Annotated in this window: 12 protein-coding genes; 5 read left to right on the top strand and 7 right to left on the bottom strand. The window is 44.3% G+C overall.

Annotated features, from left to right (window positions below):
• Positions 1 to 37: 37 nt before the first annotated feature.
• The 7 genes from FSB76_RS02660 to FSB76_RS02630 all read right to left on the bottom strand — a co-directional run bounded on the left by FSB76_RS02660 (position 38) and on the right by FSB76_RS02630 (position 8,854).
• Complete coding sequence (locus FSB76_RS02660; protein ID WP_147052056.1) at positions 38 to 1,336, bottom strand: sensor histidine kinase; 1,299 nt, start codon at positions 1,334 to 1,336, stop codon at positions 38 to 40.
• The gene (locus tag FSB76_RS02655; RefSeq protein ID WP_147052055.1) at positions 1,320 to 2,693 is read right to left on the bottom strand and encodes a sigma-54-dependent transcriptional regulator; all 1,374 of its coding nucleotides are present in this window, start codon (positions 2,691 to 2,693) and stop codon (positions 1,320 to 1,322) included. The genes FSB76_RS02660 and FSB76_RS02655 overlap by 17 nt, the downstream gene beginning before the upstream one ends.
• Before the next feature lie 75 nt (positions 2,694 to 2,768).
• The gene (locus FSB76_RS02650; protein WP_147052054.1) at positions 2,769 to 3,956 is read right to left on the bottom strand and encodes an ABC transporter permease; all 1,188 of its coding nucleotides are present in this window, start codon (positions 3,954 to 3,956) and stop codon (positions 2,769 to 2,771) included.
• A gap of 29 nt (positions 3,957 to 3,985) precedes the next feature.
• Positions 3,986 to 5,218, bottom strand: coding sequence for an ABC transporter permease (locus tag FSB76_RS02645; RefSeq protein WP_147052053.1), 1,233 nt, complete (start codon positions 5,216 to 5,218; stop codon positions 3,986 to 3,988).
• A 22-nt stretch (positions 5,219 to 5,240) separates the two neighbouring features.
• Positions 5,241 to 5,906, bottom strand: coding sequence for an ABC transporter ATP-binding protein (locus FSB76_RS02640; RefSeq protein ID WP_147052052.1), 666 nt, complete (start codon positions 5,904 to 5,906; stop codon positions 5,241 to 5,243).
• Positions 5,907 to 6,046: 140 nt separating this feature from the next.
• Entirely contained in the window at positions 6,047 to 7,504 is a 1,458-nt protein-coding gene (locus FSB76_RS02635) for a TolC family protein (RefSeq protein ID WP_147052051.1), read from the bottom strand.
• Between the two features lie 105 nt (positions 7,505 to 7,609).
• Positions 7,610 to 8,854 carry an efflux RND transporter periplasmic adaptor subunit gene (locus tag FSB76_RS02630; protein ID WP_147052050.1) on the bottom strand — a complete coding sequence of 415 codons (1,245 nt, stop codon included), beginning with the start codon at positions 8,852 to 8,854 and terminating at the stop codon, positions 7,610 to 7,612.
• A gap of 504 nt (positions 8,855 to 9,358) precedes the next feature.
• Between FSB76_RS02630 and FSB76_RS02625 the strand changes: the two genes are divergently transcribed.
• The 5 genes from FSB76_RS02625 (at position 9,359) to FSB76_RS02605 (ending at position 18,840) form a co-directional block, all read left to right on the top strand.
• Positions 9,359 to 10,669 carry a hypothetical protein gene (locus FSB76_RS02625; protein WP_147052049.1) on the top strand — a complete coding sequence of 437 codons (1,311 nt, stop codon included), beginning with the start codon at positions 9,359 to 9,361 and terminating at the stop codon, positions 10,667 to 10,669.
• 6 nt (positions 10,670 to 10,675) lie between these two features.
• A complete protein-coding gene (locus FSB76_RS02620; protein ID WP_147052048.1) occupies positions 10,676 to 11,605 on the top strand; it encodes a nucleoside hydrolase in 930 nt (309 codons plus the stop codon).
• A gap of 153 nt (positions 11,606 to 11,758) precedes the next feature.
• Positions 11,759 to 13,243 carry an IS1182 family transposase gene (locus tag FSB76_RS02615; RefSeq protein ID WP_147052047.1) on the top strand — a complete coding sequence of 495 codons (1,485 nt, stop codon included), beginning with the start codon at positions 11,759 to 11,761 and terminating at the stop codon, positions 13,241 to 13,243.
• Positions 13,244 to 13,534: 291 nt separating this feature from the next.
• On the top strand, positions 13,535 to 15,751 hold the full coding sequence (locus FSB76_RS02610) for an outer membrane protein assembly factor BamB family protein (protein ID WP_147052046.1): 2,217 nt from the start codon (positions 13,535 to 13,537) through the stop codon (positions 15,749 to 15,751).
• Positions 15,752 to 15,867: 116 nt separating this feature from the next.
• The gene (locus FSB76_RS02605) at positions 15,868 to 18,840 is read left to right on the top strand and encodes a T9SS type B sorting domain-containing protein (protein ID WP_147052045.1); all 2,973 of its coding nucleotides are present in this window, start codon (positions 15,868 to 15,870) and stop codon (positions 18,838 to 18,840) included.
• Positions 18,841 to 18,848: the final 8 nt, after the last annotated feature.

The raw sequence follows: 18,848 nt of genomic DNA, 5'->3' as shown, positions 1-18,848 counted from the left end.
TGTTGATGCTAAAACGACTAAAGCCATTTTGCGGGTGCTAAAACCAAATGGCAAAGTCGGTTTGCCCCGCGGCTACGGTTTTTAAACTAAATTCAAAACCATGGTTCAGGAGTATTTCGCGTGTTAAAGTAAGCCCTATACCTTGTCCGTCTTTTTTTGTACTGAAGAACGGCGAAAACAGGTTGGTGTTTTGTTCGGCGGTGATGCCTTTGCCCGTATCGGTAATGATAAGTTTCCGCTCTTTGGAGAAAAGTGCGAATTTTACCAATCCTTCACCTTCAATGGCTTCAATGGCGTTTTTTACAATATTTATAAGCGCTTGCTCCAGTTGTTGCTCATCGGCCATGATGTTTAAGGCTTCATCGGGCAGGTTAAATTTAAATTCAACGCCTTTCCCTTCGGCTTTTGCCTGCATAAGGGTAGTTACCGACCGAACGAGCTTTTGAAGTAAAACCGGTTGTTTATTGGCAGGCGGGAGTTTTACCAGGTCGGCAAAGTTGCGCATAAACAGGTTAAGGTTTTGGTTGCGGTCCATGGCTATCTGTAAGGCATCCTTCAGGCTGTCAAACTCATGGCCTGCCCACAACTGGTCGGTTTTCATGGCCGATTGCATAATGGAGTTTACCGGTCCGATGGTGTTGTTCACTTCATGCGCCATCATCCGGATAACTTTGCCGTAAACCTTTTTCTCGGCGGCCAGTATCTCGGCAGTTAAATCCTCTATCATAATAAAATGGCGCGAAAAACCCCGGTCAACAAAGTGCGATTTCTGGAGTTTGAAGGAATTTATACCGTCGGGTTTTACTACTGCGGTTTCGCCGGATTTAAGTAACCTCATCTGATCAAATAAAGGATGATCCAGGTCATGAATAGAGTTGCCCTGTAATTTATCATCCGGTATGGCCAATAACTGCAGGGCTTTTGGGTTTATTTGCTGAATGCGGTCATCAAAATCCAATATAACGATGCCCGTGGGCGAGGTATAGATCAGTTTTTCCAAAAAGAAATGTTGCTGTTCCTGCCTTGTACGTTCTGTTCTTAACTCGTCCATCATATGATTATATACATCAATTAATGTATCAACCTCATGCCTGCCGGTTGATAAAAATTTCACATTAAAATCCTTGTCTTTTATCGCATCAAGCCCCTGCATCAACAATTTTAACGGATTGATGAGCTGCCGGTAAAGCTGTACCGATACTACTACAGAAATAAGTACAAATACCTCAGAGGCTATAAAGTAAACCTTGTTTTGCTCAAAAATGAAATAGGTGAGCACCAGTGTTACCAGGTGCAGTGTTACAACAAATAAAACATATTTAGTCCTCAGCTTCATCGTATGGTATCTGGTATTTATCAAGCCTGCGGTAAAGTGCGCTTCGCGTGATGCCAAGGGCCGCCGCTGCCCGGCTTATTTTGTTTTTATGGTGGTCCATGGCGCGCTTTATCATCTCAACCTCCACCTCTTCCAAAGTTAGGGTACCTACGCCAGGTAATTGCATGTTTCCGGTTTTTACCGGTGATAATTCTAACTGCGACCGGAAATCATCAATCCCTAACTCATCTTTCCGGCTTACCAGTATCGATCGCTCTACCAGGTTTTTAAGCTGCCTGATATTGCCTGGTAGTGGCAGTTGTTGCAGCCACTTCATTGCGGCGGCAGATACCGATAATTTGGGCCGGTTGTAGATATCCTTTAAGTTATTAATAAAAAAATCAACCAGCAAAGGTATATCCTTTGGCCGTTCGCGCAGGGCGGGCAGGTAAACGGTTATCAGGTTAATACGGTATAACAAATCTTCGCGGAAAGTACCGCGCGATACCATCTCATTAAGGTTTTTATTAGTGGCGCAAACCACCCGGGTATCTAACGTTTTGGTACGGCTGCTGCCCAGCATTTCGTAAGTGCGGTCCTGTAACACGCGTAACAGCTTCACCTGGCTGCTGGCGTCCAGGTCGCCAATTTCATCTAAAAATATGGTGCCCTTGTGGGCCATTTCAAAACGGCCCATCCTGTCAAAACGCGCATCAGTAAAAGCACCGCGGATATGACCAAACATTTCGCTTTCAAACAGCGAAGTAGAGATACCGCCAAGGTTGACTTTAATAAATGGTTTATTACGGCGCAGGCTGTTTTGATGGATGGCTTCGGCTATTAGCTCTTTGCCGGTACCGCTTTCGCCCATAATCAGTATCGATGCGTCTGTGGTTGCCACACGCCCAATGGTTTCCAGGATATCCAGCATTTTAGCGTCCTGGCCAATAATGCTTTGAAAATTGTAATTTTTATCTAATTGTTTGCGGGTATGATGCTCGGTTTTTTTGTCCCGCAAATCCAGCAGCGTTTTAACTGTTTGTATAAGATGTTCGTTATTCCAGGGTTTATTGATAAAATCATTGGCGCCCAGTTTCATGCCCTGTACAGCAAGCTGGATACTGCCCCAGCCGGTAATTAATATTACCGGTATAGTGCTGTTAAGCTGCTTTATGTTTTCAAGCAGGCTCATCCCTTCACGGCCGGATGTATCAATCGAAAAATTAAGGTCGAGAATAATCAGTTCGGGACTTTTTTTCTTTATGATTCTTATGGCTTCGGCGGGCTCTTCGGCGCTCACAGCATCATAGCCCTCGCTTTTGAGTAATAGCAAAAGCGAGGTGCGTACAGCAATATCATCATCAATAACCAGTATCATAATTGCAGGTCAATATCGTAATTAGTTAAAAGTATTGAGTGGTGAGTTTTTAGTTATTTTTATGATGCCCATATGCTATTCTTCGTGTAAAGCAACAGCGGGATAAATGGCCGCCGCCTGCCTGCCGGGGTATAACGAACACAGAAACACCAATAGGTAAATAAATATGATTGCAAGCAGGATGGCTACCAGGTAAATACCAGCCGAAAGATCGAACACGTTGAGCAATGGGAATTGTATAGCAAAAAACGATCCGATGATAAGCGAGAATGTAGCTAATATCATTGATTCCATAATGAGCTGGTTAGATACCGAGCTGCCAGTGGCGCCCACGGCCCGGCGCAAGCCTATTTCGCCCCGGCGTTTATTAATGTTGTACCAAAGCACTCCAAACAGGCCGAGCGCTACATTAATAACTAAAAAGCAGCCAACAATACTCAGCACTATCATGGGCACTAAAGTAAAATAGTTGATATCCTTCCGTTTGTTTACCAGGTGTTCAATCTCCACGTTCGAATTTTTCATGTAGTTGGCCAGGGTTTTATACAGGCGGGCTTCAAAAGCCGCGTTAGCGGCAGGCGTAACCTGTATTATGATTTTGCCAAGCCACCTGAAACTACCGGTATCAATTCTGTGGTATACCGCATCGCCTGCAGCCGCGTAATCTCCTTTGGCCTTGATGGCTTGTATTACGCCTACAACTCTCTTCTTATTTTTACCATCGTCACTTTCGTCAATAATTTTTCCTATCGCTTCGCCCTTGCCAAATAGCTTCTCCCGTAATTCGTTATTAATTACTACCGATGGTATTTTAGTAGCCATATCGTTTTTATTAAACCAGCGGCCTTCAAGCAGCTGCCCGTTTAAAGTTTTCAGATAGCTATCCTCGGCGTTATACATGTTTACATTGCTGTAGTTGTGTTTGTTATAACCCGCCAGTCCTGTCCATGTATTTGCCGAAAAGGGAACATTGTCGCTGCAAAAGCTGAGATCGTTTACCTCGGGCATCCCCTTGATGGAATTACGTAATGTTTCATAATAAGTATCAAGCGAATCGGTGTTTTTTGTTTGCAGGGCGTTATTGTAACTAACAACCCATACGTTTTGGTAGCCCATTCCCATTGGTTTTTTGTAGTTGTTATAGTAATAAACCAACAGGCTGAATACCGCGAATAACACCAGGAAGGAGAATAGCATCTCGGACATCAATAAAAAGTTTTGCTTCTTTTTATTCCAGATGAGCTTAAATAAATGCTTAAACATAATATCTTAATTTAAAGGATGAATAATTGTTATGAAGCTTTCAGGGCCGTTACTACGTTTAGTTTTGACATACGCCAGGCAGGGTAAACACCAGATATTAAACCAAACAGAAAACAAATAAGCAGGCCAATTGCCAATACAGTAAAGTTGATGGATAATACAAGGTTGGGGATGAGGTTCATGCCGTTTAATACCTTGATTGCTATAAAGGATAGTATTACCCCTATTAACCCTCCCAATAGCGTAAGGATAATATTTTCGACGATAAACTGGTAAACCAAAGTAACAGAAGATGCGCCGAAAGCCTTGCGAACTCCAATTTCGGATGAACGCTCCATAATACGGGTAATATTGATATTTACCAGGTTAAGTGTTGGCAGCAACATTACCAGTAAGGCAAATATGCCAATGGTTGTTAATACGATCATTACCCCCGATTTTCCTTCGTTGCCGGTATCTACATAACTCACAATATAAGGATCGGCATGGCTATATATTTTATCAAATTCCTTGCTTTCCATTGGTAACCGGTCAATCATACTTTGATATTCATCGTGCATACGGGGCACATCAGCCGATGATTTTGCCAATAGTACGCCAAAGAAGCCGCCGCGGTAGCTTTTGTCTTTCCGCACATCCGATTTTGATACAGTATATGGCAGGTAAATGTCTCCGTAGGTCATGTAGCTGGTTATAGGCACATTTTTTACCACCCCGGTTACCCTGTATTTTACGTTATCGGCCTCGATATACTTGCCTACAACCGAGGGTACATCGCCGAAGTATTGCTGTTTCATATCCTCTGATATTACAGCTACTTTATCGCCATTGTCAACCTGTTGTTTGTTAAAAGCCTTGCCTTCAATAAAATCGTATTCCATGATATCCCAGTAGGCATCATTGGTGTATTTATAATTTACGGCTATCTTTTTATTGTTAACATAAGTGTTTGTGCCGCTGAATATAGAGGAAATACCCACCTTAACAGGCGTTTTTAAACTACTTGCATAGTGGCTTAAAAAATAATAAGATAAAGGCCCCGAGCTTTGCCCGCCGGTTTTGTTTATCTCCTGCATTCTGGAAATGTACAACGAACGATCCCGTTTCCTGTCGGGATAGCTGTCGCCGGCAATTTTGTTTATAAATGCGGTAAGTACAAGTAGTATGGTAAGGGTAAAACTGATACCAAACAGACTTATGAAGGTGAAGAATTTCCTGCGCCTTAATACCGCGATGGCTATTTTAAAATAATTTTTAAGCATGACTGATTGTTTAATCGGTTAATTATTGAACTTGCGAACCATCAAACAGGCGTACCAGGCGGTGCGTTTTGTGGGCCATGTTTTCATCGTGCGTAACCATTACAATGGTGGTGCCATCATTGCGGTTAAGATTAATGAGGATGTCCATAATTTCGTTACCCATAGCGCTATCCAGGTTGCCGGTTGGTTCATCGGCCAAAATAATATCAGGCCGGCCCACTATGGCCCTGGCTATGGCTACACGCTGGCGCTGCCCGCCCGATAACTGGGTAGGGAAGTGCTTGATACGGTTGGCCAAACCCACTTTTTCCAATGCCTCTGTTGCCAATGCGCGGCGTTCTTTTGCAGTGGTATCGCGGTACAGCAGGGGGAGCTCTACATTATCCAACACCTGCAAATCGTTAATCAGATGATAGCTTTGGAAAATAAAGCCCAGCGTTTTATTGCGGAATTGTGCCAGTTGCTTATCATTCAGTTTTTCTGTTGATTTTTCGGCAATTTTGATGTTTCCTTTTGATGGCGCATCCAGCAGGCCCATGATGTTAAGCAACGTGCTTTTGCCACATCCCGATGGCCCCATGATAGATAAAAATTCGCCTTTGGCCACGTCAAGGCTTATGCTGTTCAGCGCCAGGGTTTCTATAGTGTCTGTACGGTACACTTTTTCGATGTTTTGTAAACGGATCATATCTTTTTAATTATTGAATTATTGAGTTAGTGAATTAGTGATTTGGTTGATTAATTATTGAATGACTGAATTATTGAGTTATTGAATTTTCTATTGGATTATCCCGGGTTTGAATTTTTACTTTTGAATTTTGACTTTCTTTACTGGTAATTGATTTTTCTGTTGGTTTCAAAATCATATAACGACAGGTAACGTAACTGGTAGTAAGCGCCCCAGAAATCGCGGAGCGAGGCTACATAGTCGCGTTTGGCTTGGTCGTTTTCGCGGAAGGCGATACCAAGATCGGTAATGCTCAGGTCACCTAATACGTAGCGTTCGCGGGCTATTTGGTATTTTTCGGAAGCTATACTGTCGGCCTCGGCGGTGTATACCAGCTGTTCTTTCATTACATTAAAAAGCGATACCTGGGTTATAATTTGCTGTTTAAAAGTTTGCTTGTCTTGCTCAACCGCGTATTCGGTAAACTGCTGGTTGGCCAGTGCCGTTTTAGTGCGCGATTTGGAGCGGCCCCAATCCAAAATCGGCACGGCTAACTGCACCTGCAATACCTGCTGGTTTTGCGGGTTTTTGTAAACACCCGGTATGCTGGTTGATGTATTTGAGTAACCCAAATTGGCATTTAATGTAGCTGTTAACCCGTTTTGGCCCTTTGCCTTTGCCACATCCCGCTTAGCCTCGGCCACGCGGCGCAAAAACGCAATGGCATCCGACCGGTTGGAGAATGCCTCGGCCAAAACTTTATCTGCTGATACCTGCATCTGGCTAATGTGTTCGGGTACTACCAGTACAATTTTCTCTGCGCCTTCCTGCCCGGTATAGCTGCGCAGGTTAAGGGTGGCAATTTCCATATCGCGTTTGGCGGTACCCACAGCCTTTTTGGCGTTTATCTGTTCCAGTTGCAATTGCAATATCTCGTTTTTGGAAACCTTGCCCAATTCAAATTTGGTGTTGGCAATGCTCATGATTTTTTGGGTATTAGCGTAATTGGTTTCGGCAATTTTAAGGTTAACCTGGGCCAGCAGTAAATCAAAAAAGAACCCCTCTACATCTATGGCTATTTTTTCCTGTGCTTCAATGTAGGCCTGCTTACTTTCGTTATATTTTAAAGGCTCAATGCGTTTATCCCATTTTAAACTATTAAACTGAAACAGGGGCTGGGTATAGCCAATGCCATAGGGGATTCCATTGTAAAGCACATTATGCCTGTCGAAATCATCAAAACGCTGCAATTGCGTGGTCCCGTAAATCGTTCCGCCGGTGGCGGTGATACTCTGGCTAAAATTAAGCGCCAGTGACGAGTTATCATTATGTATCGGCTGAAACTGTATGGTGCCATCGGGCTGCTGTACCTGGGTAAACGTTTTGGTGTATCCCGGTAAAATGCCGCTGAGTGATAGCTGCGGCTGGTAATTTGATTTGTAGGTGCGGTATTCCCAGTATTTGGTTTCGCGCACGGTAGCCGCCTGCTTGGCAGCTATAGAGTTGGCCTTGGCCATCTCAACCACCTGCTGCAGGGTAAGCCTAAGCGTATCGCTACTGCCCGCGGCAAATGCCGCTGAACAAATGGTTAGCAATAATATGGTGTATAAAAATTTCATTTGGTATGTATTTAGTCCACAGCCCCCTCTAAATCTCCCCCGGTAGGGGAGACTTTTTAACATTACTCTTAAAGTCCTCCCTACCGGGGAGGGTTTGGGTGGGGCTTATTTTATCGTTACTTCTTTCGAGTTCTTAAACTCCGTCATATCCGATGTAATCACAACATCCCCGGGTTTAACCCCGTCCTCAATCTCCACATAGTCAAAATTGGTGAGGCCAATGTGAACGGTGCGCCGTTCGGCTTTGCCGTTGTTAATCACAAAAATGTCCTGCACTGTAGGGCCTTTAAATGCCGGGCCGTTGGCTACCCGCAGTATTTTGTTATGGGTGGCAGTTACCAAAAACACATCCACTTTCATGTTTGGACGAAGTTGTTTGTTGGCACGGTCATCCAGCTGGATATCGAAGGATATAATGCTGTTTTGTATCGATGGCGAAACATTGGTAACATGCCCGCGCAGTTGCGTATCGTTAATGCGTATAATAATCGGAATCCCGCTGTGCAGCTGTTCCATCGAATTATCTGATATACTGCCCGATACCTTAAAACTGCCCAGGTTGGCAATGCGGGCAAGGGTTTCGCCCTCGTGCACGTTGGCGCCTATGTTTTTATTTACATAGGTAATAACGCCGGTGCGGGTAGCCACCACATTAGCCAGTGCAAGCTTGCGTTGCAGGGCTTTTAAATCGTTTTCCTGTATGGCAGCAGCAATCTGGGCCTCTTTAATCTCTATCTGCATGGTTTGCTGCTTGTTTTTAATCTCGTTTTCCAGTTGCTTTTTTTCCAGTTGGGCAACTTTTAGATTAAGTTCGGCCTGTTCAATCCCCTCGCGGGTACCACCGCCGGCTTTAAACAGGCGTTTGGCATTTTCAACGGCATCGGCCAGGCTGCTGATGCGCAGTTGCTTAATGTCGTTGTTTGATTGGATATCGTAAAAGCTTTTAGCAAGGTCGAGTTTTAGTTTAGCAATCTCGTTACGCTTTGATTCGAGGGTAAAATTTAGCTTATCAAATTCTGTTTGGGTGGCCGATTTATCTAAGGTTAATATCGACTGGCCCGGAGCAATTTTATTTCCCGCATCCATCAGCGCACTTTTTATAGATGCATTTATCGGGCTGGTGATGATCTCCTCAAACTCAGGCAAAACCTCGCCGGTAGCGTTAAGGGTATTTTCTATATTGCCAACTTCTACGGTGGAGGTAGTGATCTCTGCTTTTTTTACCGATGATTTTATATATCCCCGAAGAGCAACAATCAGCAGTACCAATACCGCTATACTGATCACCGCTATCACCGCGCCTTTTTTTCTTTTTTGCGATGTTACCTCGAGCGTAATTTCTTTATCCATTGTGCTATAATTTGCATAAGGTTTTGCAATAGGTGTACCAATGCTAAAGTGTTTGTTATTAGTTATTTATGTAATTTTTATTTTGAAAAAGCGTCCGGTATCGGACAGGTTTTTCGATTTTGGACGGGAAGGTGTCTGAACTCGAATTAAACGAATTAAAGAATTAACAGAATTTATAAAAGCAAATTCGAGAAATTCTAAAAATTCGTTTAATTCGAGTTCAGACAAATGCGTTAGGGACAAAAGCGGATACCGGCCTCGCGGTTAATGCCTGTGTAGTATGAGCGGCTGGCCCGGGCCGCAGGCAACGCTAAAAAGAGAGTCAAGAATCAAGAGCCAAGAATCAAGACTTTTGAAAAAAGAGGCTTTAATATATAGATTGCCGAAAAATACGATCTTCATTCTGCTAATTCAAAAATCCTGCAAATTCTGATTCAGACAAACATTCGTAAACAATGTAATTATTATCTTGTTCCACATTTACATCGAACCGGATACTTGGCTATGAAGAAAATATTGCTCTATTTACCTCTGTTTTTTATGTTATCATGCGGACATGGACCGGCACAGCTGGACGAGAATAAGAAACTTAACACCCTTGCTACTGAATACGTTAGGCTGGGCCTTAACATTGGACAGTATGATACTGATTTTGTGGATGCCTACTACGGCCCCGACTCGTTAAAGCCAAAATTGCCGCCTGCAAAAGAGTTTCCGAAGGATAGTTTGCTGGCAAATACCAATATTTTGATGAACGAGTTGAAAATAATTTCGACTAATGCGCAAGTTGATAGTAATAAAATGCGGGCAGATTGGATGATCAATCAACTCGTGGCATTTGGCCGGCGCATCAGGATTTACTCGGGCGAGGAGCGCCCCTTTGACGAAGAGTCGAAAGAACTTTTTGGCGTATCGGCACCTGTTTATGACGAGGATCATTTTAAAGCGAAGATAGCTTTGCTGGATAGTATTTTGCCGGGCAAGGGCAGGGTAAGCGAGCGTTTTCAAAAACTGGCCAATAAATTCATTATCCCCAAAGATAAATTAGACCTCGTTATTAAAGCCGCAATTGCCGAAGCCCGCAAACGTACCATGGCGCATTACAGCCTGCCCGCCGGCGAGGCTTTTACGCTGGAATATGTAACCGATAAGCCCTGGAGCGGATACAATTGGTATAAAGGTAATTATAAAAGCACAGTTCAAATTAATACCGATTTAAAGATTTTTATCGATCGTGCCATTGATGTGGGCAGCCACGAAAGTTACCCCGGCCATCATGTATACAATATGCTGCTGGAGAAACACTTATACCATGATAAGGGCTGGGTAGAGATTTCGCTTTACCCACTGTTTAGCCCGCAAAGTTTAATTGCCGAAGGGAGTGCCAATTATGGTATTGAGGTGGCTTTCCCGGGGGAGGATAAAGTAAAATTTGCCAAAAATGTGTTACTGCCGCTGGCCGGTTTAGATACTGCCGGTATTGAGCTGTATTTTAAGGCGCTGGCTATCCGGGGACAGCTGAATTATGCCCGTAACGAGGCTGCAAGGGGGCTGGTAAACAACACCATGTCTAAAGATAAAGCGACCAATTACCTTACCAAATATTGTTTGATGAACGATGAAACGGCGGCAAAATCAATCAGCTTTATTAAAAAGAATCGCAGTTATGTAATTAACTATAATTACGGGCAGGATTTGGTAAAGAATTATATTGAAAGAAATGGTGGCACTGCCAAAAATCCTGCGAAGCAATGGGAACTTTTTGGTAACTTGCTGAGCAATGAGGTCGGCCCCGACCAGTTGCTCCAAAAGTAAACCACTATGTTTAAAAAAGTTGTACCCATTTGCCTCGCGGCTATATTATTGGCCTGCTGTTGCTATGCGCAAAAACGAATAGTTTGGCTTGATTCTGACACGGCCAATGAAATGGACGATTTGTACGCTATTACTTACCTGCTTAAGGATGCAGGTGTAAATGTAGTTGGCTTAAGTTCGGCCCATTTTAATAGTGCCGATATGCTTGTTGGCGAAAAATGGCATTATTACCCCACCAAAAACATCAATACGGTACAGCTAAGCCAGGATTTAAACGAGGAGATGTTAAAAATTATGGGCCGCACAGATATACCACACCCCCTGGGTGGCCGCGGAACCATAGGCCATGCCTGGGGTGGCAAAGAAATGGTGCTTTCGCCAGCCGAAAAGGGTATTATAGCTACCGTACACCAGCTCAAAGCGGGCGAAAAGCTGGATGTTTTGTGCATAGGCGCGGCATCAAACCTGGCATCGGCTATACAAGCCGATACCTCCATTATTCCACATATACGGGTTTACCTGCTGGCTGCCCGTTATTTTAGCGACCGTAAGGTTTGGGACAAAAGCGAATTTAATGTGCGCAACGACCTGAATGCCTTCGACTTATTACTGAACTGCAAAGGTTTGGATTTAACAATTATGCCTATTAATACTGCCATTGCCTTAAAATTCGACCGAACGGTTTGCCGCGATAATTTGAAAGATAAAGGCAAATTAGGGCAACTGTTGTATAACCGCTGGGATTTTGTAGAAGCCGGCCAAACCTGGATAATGTGGGACCTTGCCCTGGTAATGGCCTACCTTGATCCCACCAAAGCCGAAAAGATAAGCGCACCCGTGCCGCCAGAGAATGATGCTCGCGAAATATCGGTTTACAAAACCATTGATGCAACAAAAATGCAGGCCGATTTTTGGAATAGGATGGCGGGGAAGTAAGGACAAAGGCATTCGGTTGAACGCAGGCGAAGACTCACCCGGCGAGGCTTCGCCCGCCACCCTCTCTTCACCTGCGGTGGTTGTTGCACAACGCGACGATAAAAAGTTCTTTGAAGTATTGATTAAAACAGTGCTTTTTAGTAAATTAAAGGCATGCAAGGGAAAAAGGTACAGCAGGAAAGCTTGTTCATTCAGTTTCAGCTTTCAGACTATGTTCCGGCCGATAATTTCTACCGTCGGCTGAAAGGAATGCTTGATTTGGATTTTTTATATAAAGCCACTTCAAAGCACTACGGTAAAGAAGGTCAAAAAAGCATAGATCCTGTCGTGTTTATGAAATTGATGCTGGTAGGTTACCTGGAAAATATCAATAGCGACCGTCGCATCATTACCTCGTCGGGAATGCGCATGGATATCCTTTATTTTCTTGGATACAATCTTGGCGAGGATTTGCCTTGGCACTCTACTCTAAGCCGTACCCGTAAGCTGTTTGGCGAGAAAGTTTTTCTTGAAATTTTTAAACAAGTGCTGAAGCTATGCATTGACAAAGGCTTGATTTCGGGCAAGCGGCAGGCTGTCGACAGTGCATTGATACCGGCAAATGCTTCCAAACATAGTATGGTTGAAAGGATTGTAATGGAAGATGCATCCGTTTTCAGCCGGGAACTCAATGATAATATAGAAGATGTGCCTTCGAAACCGGAAACGCCGAAAGAAAACAACAAGAATGACCAGGAGAAAAAGGATAAAAAAGGACCGACGAATCAAACACATTACAGTCCTTCAGATCCTGATGCCCGCTTAACCACTAAACCCGGAAAACCGATGAGGTTATATTACCGGGCACAGATGAGTGTGGATACCGCCAGTCACTTTATTACCTATATCCAGGCTTTTAAGGGGAATGAGACCGATAACACCAGCCTGCCGGTGATGTTGCCGCAGATCATGGACAACCTTTCCGGCGGTCATGTTTCGCCGCCCAGAGAAATCCTGGCAGATACAGGCTATAGCAGTGGCAAGGCTATCAGGGCTTTAACGGCAAACAAACTTAAAGGATATATACCTAACCCCGGAAGTTATAAATCTTCAAGGGAAGATGAAGGCTTTAAATATGATGACAAATATGACAGATACATTTGTTTAATGGGAGTACAGTTACCCTTCAGACGTGTCGAGTGTGCTTATAACGAACCAACAGTACATAAAAAGATCTATGAATCAAACATCAGCGATTGCAAGAACTGCCCCCTCAAAGAAATCTGTGCCAATAAAAAAGGGTTTAAAAAGCTGGTTGATTCGGCCGATAAGCCACTCTATGAATATATGCGGCAGCGAGTAGAAAGTCCCAAAGGTAAACTGATGAAGTCGCTACGCTCCAGTACCGTTGAGCCGGTCTTTGGTTCCTTAATTAACTATACCAGTTTAAGAAGGATAAATACTAAAGGTCTTAAACAAGCTAACAAAGGGATGCTTTTAGCTGCTGCCGCTTACAATATCAAAAAACTGCTCGCCTACAAACCCAAGCGGTTAAAAGAACTGAAAATGCCAGTCATAAGAGCAATAAACGACTTATTTTACCGAATGTATACTTTATTTACTCAGCATTATCTTTCAAATCCAATGCTATCGTTTTAATCAATATCTCAAAGAACGTTGTACAATCTCACGACTGTAATTATTATTAGTAGTTGCGCAACGATCACCTGCGGTGGAAAGAGGGACTCGAACGGTTAACAGCGCAGAAATGAAAAAAATTGCAAAATTTTCAAGCCCCTCTTTCCGGCGAAGCCGAAGAGAGGGTGGCGGGCGCAGCCTCGCCGGGTGAGTCTTCGCCGCCCTGCGATACACGTAATGCCCCTTTAGTATTTCGCAAAATTTAACGGCTCAGCGTGCCCAGTATAATAATACCATTAACCTATTATAACAATGAAGTCCCGATTTTTAATAGCCCTTTTAATTGCAACCGGCATTTACCCATCGTGTAGAAATCCGAAGCCCAGGCATATCCCAAAACCAGGGCCGCCAAACAGTGGCTGGGGAACCTATGCGGGATCAAAAGAGGGCAACAGGTATTCGTCAAATGAAGAAATTAATTTAGCCAATGTAAGCAAGCTGAAAGTGATTTGGCGATACAGCACTAACGATAAAGACTCGGCCAACCGCAGCCAAAACCAGTGTAACCCCATTATGGTTGATGGTATTTTATATGGCACCAGCCCCAAACTAAAGCTGTTTGCATTGGATGCGGCAACAGGCGAACAAAAATGGCTGTTTGACCCGGCCAAGACCGACACCACCAACAATGGCGACCCAATGGCTTACTACAAAGTGAGCAGGGGAGTTATTTACTGGCAAAACAAAAGCGGTGGCGAAAAACGTTTGTTTTATAGCGTTGGCGCCAAAACTTTTGCCATCGACGCCGAAACCGGCAGCCCCATTATGACCTTTGGAAAAAACGGTTACCTGGACCTGACGAAAAATCTCGACAGGGATACCAAATCATTTGTGGCCGGTACAACGCCGGGTGTAGTTTATAAAGATTTGCTTATAGTTGGTACGCGCGTAGCCGAATCGGCAGATGCCGCGCCGGGGCACGTTAGGGCCTATGACGTACGTACAGGGAAATTGCGCTGGATTTTTCATACCATACCACACCCCGGTGAGGCTGGTTACGAAACCTGGATGGATACAGCCGCTTATAAAAAGTTCGGAGGGGCTAATAGCTGGTCGGGAATGGCGTTGGATGAAAAGCGAGGGTTGGTTTATATCCCAACCGGTTCCGTCGGCGGCGATTTTTATGGCGGTTTCCGTAAGGGGCAAAATTTGTTTGCCAATTCACTATTGGCTTTAGATGCTGCCACCGGCAAGCTTAAATGGCATTTCCAGGTGGTACATCATGATCTGTGGGACAGGGACTTGCCGGCCAACCCCAATTTGGTGACTATTACGCACGATGGTAAAAAGATTGACGCGGTAGCCCAGATAACCAAACATGGTTATATTTTTATGTTCGACAGGACAAATGGCAAACCCGTTTTCCCGATAGTGGAAACCCCTGTGCCAACCAAAGGATTGCCGGGCGAGGCGCCATGGCCAACACAGCCAATCCCGACTTTACCACAGCCCTTTGCCCGGCAAATGTTTAACCCCGAAGATGTTACTGACCGCACACCCGAGGCGCACAAAGAAATGCTGGATAAATATAACCAGGTTAAAAACCGTATTATGTTTACGCCGCCAAGTAAAGAGGGAGGCTGGATATTTCCGGGTTTTGATGGCGGAGGCGAGTGGGGAGGTGCCGCGGTTGATATACAAACCAATATCATGTACATCAGCTGTTCTGAAATGCCCTGGGCGCAGGTAATGATTGATGTGCCCAAAGCCACAAGCGATGGATCGCTGGCCGGCAACGGGCAGGTTATTTACAATAAAAACTGTATCGGTTGCCACGGCCCCCAACTGAAGGGCAACGGCTCGTCGTATCCGTCATTGGTCAACATTAGTAAAAAATATAAGGAGGACCAGTTGAGCCAAATCATAGCCAGTGGCCGCAATATGATGCCGTCTTTTAAACAGATAACACCGCAGGATAAAAAAGCATTGCTGGCGTTTCTGCTTAAATTACCCGATGCCGGGGCAAATAAAGCATTGGCCAAAGAACCAACCGGCGACCGTACCGCAGCCACCAAAACTGAGCAGAAAGTAGTTGACGAAGTACCATACACCATGACCGGTTACAACCGCTTTTTGGATAAGGATGGTTATCCGGGCATTAAACCGCCATGGGGTACGCTTAACGCGGTTGACCTTACCACCGGCAAGCTGCTTTGGAAGGTACCGGTGGGCGAATATCCGGAACTGAAGAAAAAAGGCATCCCCATTACCGGTACCGAATTGTATGGTGGCACACTGGTAACCAAAGGCGGCCTTGTATTTGTGGCAGCAACCAAGGACGAGAAAATTCATGCTTTTGATAAAAAAACAGGCAAAATGGTTTGGGAGGCCCAACTGCCCGCCGCCGGGTATGCAACCCCTGCTACCTATGCTATAGATGGAAAACAATACGTGGTTATAGCTTGCGGCGGCGGCAAAATTGGCAGTAAATCGGGCGATGAGTATGTTTGTTTTGGGTTGGGGGAGTAAGGTATTATCTGGAAATTAAAAACGATCCCCAATGTAAATCCTGGTTTATAAAACCATTAAGTAATAGCTAATTTATTTATCGCCCGCTAAATATTTCTATCTTAGTGGCTCTTATCATGATTATATTAAAAGCGTTAAAAGTAGCCATATGGCTGCTGATATTGCCGGTTTGTGTTTTTGCGCAGGTAAAATATCAACAAAGCACCTTATTGGGCTTTGCTGAGGATTCGGGCGCAGGTATTTTTGATATTGATAACGCTGGCAACGCTTATGTCGTAATGTCAAGCAGGTACGATATCAATTTTGGTGGTAAATTGTTTGACCGGCACGCCGCAAGTGACTACTCGGTAGTTGGCAAATTAAATGCCGCGGGCAAGGTAATGTGGTCAAGAACATTATCGGCCGTTACCGGGTTCGATCAGATCTATGACCTTAAGGTCGATAAAAATGAAAATGTATACATTTCTGGAGCGGGCGGCGGTATCACGCTTGATGATGGCACAGTTTTGCAGTCGGGTTTGTTTTTAATAAAACTAGACAAAAACGGAAAAACCAGTTGGGGAATCATCTCTGATGGTTACCGTGATCCCGAGATAACAGGCCCGCTGGCGCTGGCTCCCGACGGCGTTTTTTGGAGCGCTATATTTTACGATAATTTAAAGATTCAAGGTTACAGCATCAACGCTTTTTACCCTAATACAACAACCCCCGAAGGCATTGTTGCAAAAGTAACATCGGCAGGTAAAATAACTGCCGTATACCATGATCCGGCGCGGGGTTCAATTCCGCAGATAATGGTATCGTCAAATAACGGTTTAGCAACAGTGATTATGAGCAGGGGAGGTATTCCTAAAAACCAGGTAGTCCTTGATGCCAACTGTCAGGTGGTATCTGATAAACCGTGGCTTATTTATGGCGATTTTCCGCTCCCGGTAAGGGCTGCCGGCAGTGGTTATCAAATGCTTACCAATATTTATAATGACACACCCAATGGCCTTGCTTACAACGGTTTTTATGATTACAGTTTCGACGATAAACTAAATACTATCAGCGCAACCAGGGTATTTGCCGATAAAGAAAACCTGGGGCTGATTTACGGCACGTTGAAATTCAATGATCAGTACTTTATAACACTGCCTAAAACATGCTGCTTTGGCTACAATTTCGATTGGTTTTTGGCCGACGGAAAGGGTAACTATAACCTTTTGCCCGATGATAACATCGGCGCTTTTGGCGACGACCCGATAACACGAACTTATGTAAAAATGGTTGGTGATACGCTGAATATGCTGGTGAGGCATTTAAGTTATTATACTACCGATTATACTTTTAATGGCAAACACTATTCCACACCGTCAAATCTGGATGAAAGCTATTTTTGGTGTAAATACCTTTACGACGACGCCGATTCCTGTAAAAAGGTACACGCCTCGGTGCTTAAAAACGGCATAGAGGGTAGTCAGGATGTTATATTGCACCTGGCTTTGCCCAGGTCATGCCCGGCGGGCGAAGATATTGCGGTGAAATTGTCGCAAAAAGATCCGTCCCTTAATCAAAACGACTTTGTTTTACCTGCTACGGCTGTCATCAAAAAAGGAGATACCAGCACCAATGTCACGGTGAAAGTGATTAATGACGAGGTTGTTGAAAATACCGAAACATTTACAGCCAACCTGGATATTGGCGCTAATGCTGCCGGCTATAAGCTTGCAACAGGATCAACTACCCGGGATTTTACCATTGCCGACGACGATAATACGCCGGCCAACAGAATTTATACCATTAGCTATACACCCCAGATAACAGAAGGAGCATCCGGATTGATAACTGTATCGTTACCAGCCGGTACCTTGTTATCAGTGCCGCTAAGTTTTAATTTTTTACCCCTTGCCGATCCTTTTGCAGCGCTGCCAGGCGCCGATTATACGCCTATTGCCATCACAATACCGGCAGGCCAGAATTCGGTACAGTTTAAGGTTGATGCCAAAACAGATAATTTAATTGAAGGCGACGAATTTATTAACGGACTGCTGAGCCCGGTATTAAATGACCTTGGCACATTTACCACGGCTAATGATGCTATCCGCATAAAAATAAACGATTTGAATAATACTGTAGCCAATAGGGTGATATTGGTTACCCCGGTTACCGATACCCTAAAAGAAGGAGGCAACATTGCTTATGGTTTTAACTTACTGCAACCTAATAAACTGGTACGGCAGCTGCCGGTACAAACGGTGCAAACACGATGGTTTACACCGTTACAACAATCGCAAAATGATATTTTGATAGATACGCCATCGGTTGCCGCATCATTCAATATCACTTACCCTGATGATAATATCATCAGCAAAAATCGCCGGGTAAAGCTAACGCTTACCGCAAATGACGCGCATACGGGCAGCTTTCAGTTTTTGTGGAAGGGGCAGCTTACCGATTCGCTCTCTGTTGTGGCTGTTGATAATGACCAGGACTACAAATACCTTGAAATTTCGCCGCTGAGCCTTACTATTCCCGAGGGCAAATCGGCGGATGTAACACTGCAGATACCGGGCGGGCGTTATTTTGAGTACGATATTGCGATAGCTTATAAATGGGGCGGCACGGATATAAGCACAGATCAGCGGATAATTATGCCACAGGGCAGTGTAACTATCCCTGTAGGGCAAAATAAGATTAGCATCAATATGCCCGTAGCCGATGACCAAAAGATAAACGAATTTAATGATAGGTTAATTGAATTTAACGCTATTGCCGGCAGCGATGGCAGCACGGTTGCCATCAGCCCGCAAAACACGGTGGCAGTGAAAATTATTGACGATGATTTGGGGGTGTTGAAAATTCCCAACATTTTCACGCCAAACGGCGATGGAGCTAATGATACCTGGGTGATACCAAACTTGTCATTTGATGCGCAATGCAAGGTTACTGTTTATAATCGTTTTGGTGCAATTGTATTTAACAGCATTGGTTATGCTAACCCCTGGGATGGCAAAACAAACAGTGGCAGTGTACCGGCAGCAACATATTATTATATCATCAACTCGCGCGGTAAAAAGTTTTCGGGCAATGTTACAGTGTTGAGGTGATACCTGGG

It is taken from the genome of Mucilaginibacter ginsenosidivorax, from assembly GCF_007971525.1.
In the GTDB taxonomy this organism is placed as follows: Bacteria; Bacteroidota; Bacteroidia; order Sphingobacteriales; family Sphingobacteriaceae; genus Mucilaginibacter; species Mucilaginibacter ginsenosidivorax.
Note: the sequence above shows the minus strand (reverse complement) of the source record. Positions and strands in the feature narration are given on the sequence as shown.

Excerpts from the sequence above, each read along its gene's own strand:
- FSB76_RS02645 (WP_147052053.1), bottom strand. The coding sequence starts at position 5,218 with ATGCTTAAAAATTATTTTAAAATAGCCATCGCGGTATTAAGGCGCAGG.
- FSB76_RS02635 (WP_147052051.1), bottom strand. The coding sequence starts at position 7,504 with ATGAAATTTTTATACACCATATTATTGCTAACCATTTGTTCAGCGGCA.
- FSB76_RS02640 (WP_147052052.1), bottom strand. The coding sequence starts at position 5,906 with ATGATCCGTTTACAAAACATCGAAAAAGTGTACCGTACAGACACTATA.
- FSB76_RS02655 (WP_147052055.1), bottom strand. The coding sequence starts at position 2,693 with ATGATACTGGTTATTGATGATGATATTGCTGTACGCACCTCGCTTTTG.
- FSB76_RS02660 (WP_147052056.1), bottom strand. The coding sequence starts at position 1,336 with ATGAAGCTGAGGACTAAATATGTTTTATTTGTTGTAACACTGCACCTG.
- FSB76_RS02615 (WP_147052047.1), top strand. The coding sequence starts at position 11,759 with ATGCAAGGGAAAAAGGTACAGCAGGAAAGCTTGTTCATTCAGTTTCAG.
- FSB76_RS02630 (WP_147052050.1), bottom strand. The coding sequence starts at position 8,854 with ATGGATAAAGAAATTACGCTCGAGGTAACATCGCAAAAAAGAAAAAAA.
- FSB76_RS02605 (WP_147052045.1), top strand. The coding sequence starts at position 15,868 with ATGATTATATTAAAAGCGTTAAAAGTAGCCATATGGCTGCTGATATTG.
- FSB76_RS02625 (WP_147052049.1), top strand. The coding sequence starts at position 9,359 with ATGAAGAAAATATTGCTCTATTTACCTCTGTTTTTTATGTTATCATGC.
- FSB76_RS02620 (WP_147052048.1), top strand. The coding sequence starts at position 10,676 with ATGTTTAAAAAAGTTGTACCCATTTGCCTCGCGGCTATATTATTGGCC.
- FSB76_RS02650 (WP_147052054.1), bottom strand. The coding sequence starts at position 3,956 with ATGTTTAAGCATTTATTTAAGCTCATCTGGAATAAAAAGAAGCAAAAC.
- FSB76_RS02610 (WP_147052046.1), top strand. The coding sequence starts at position 13,535 with ATGAAGTCCCGATTTTTAATAGCCCTTTTAATTGCAACCGGCATTTAC.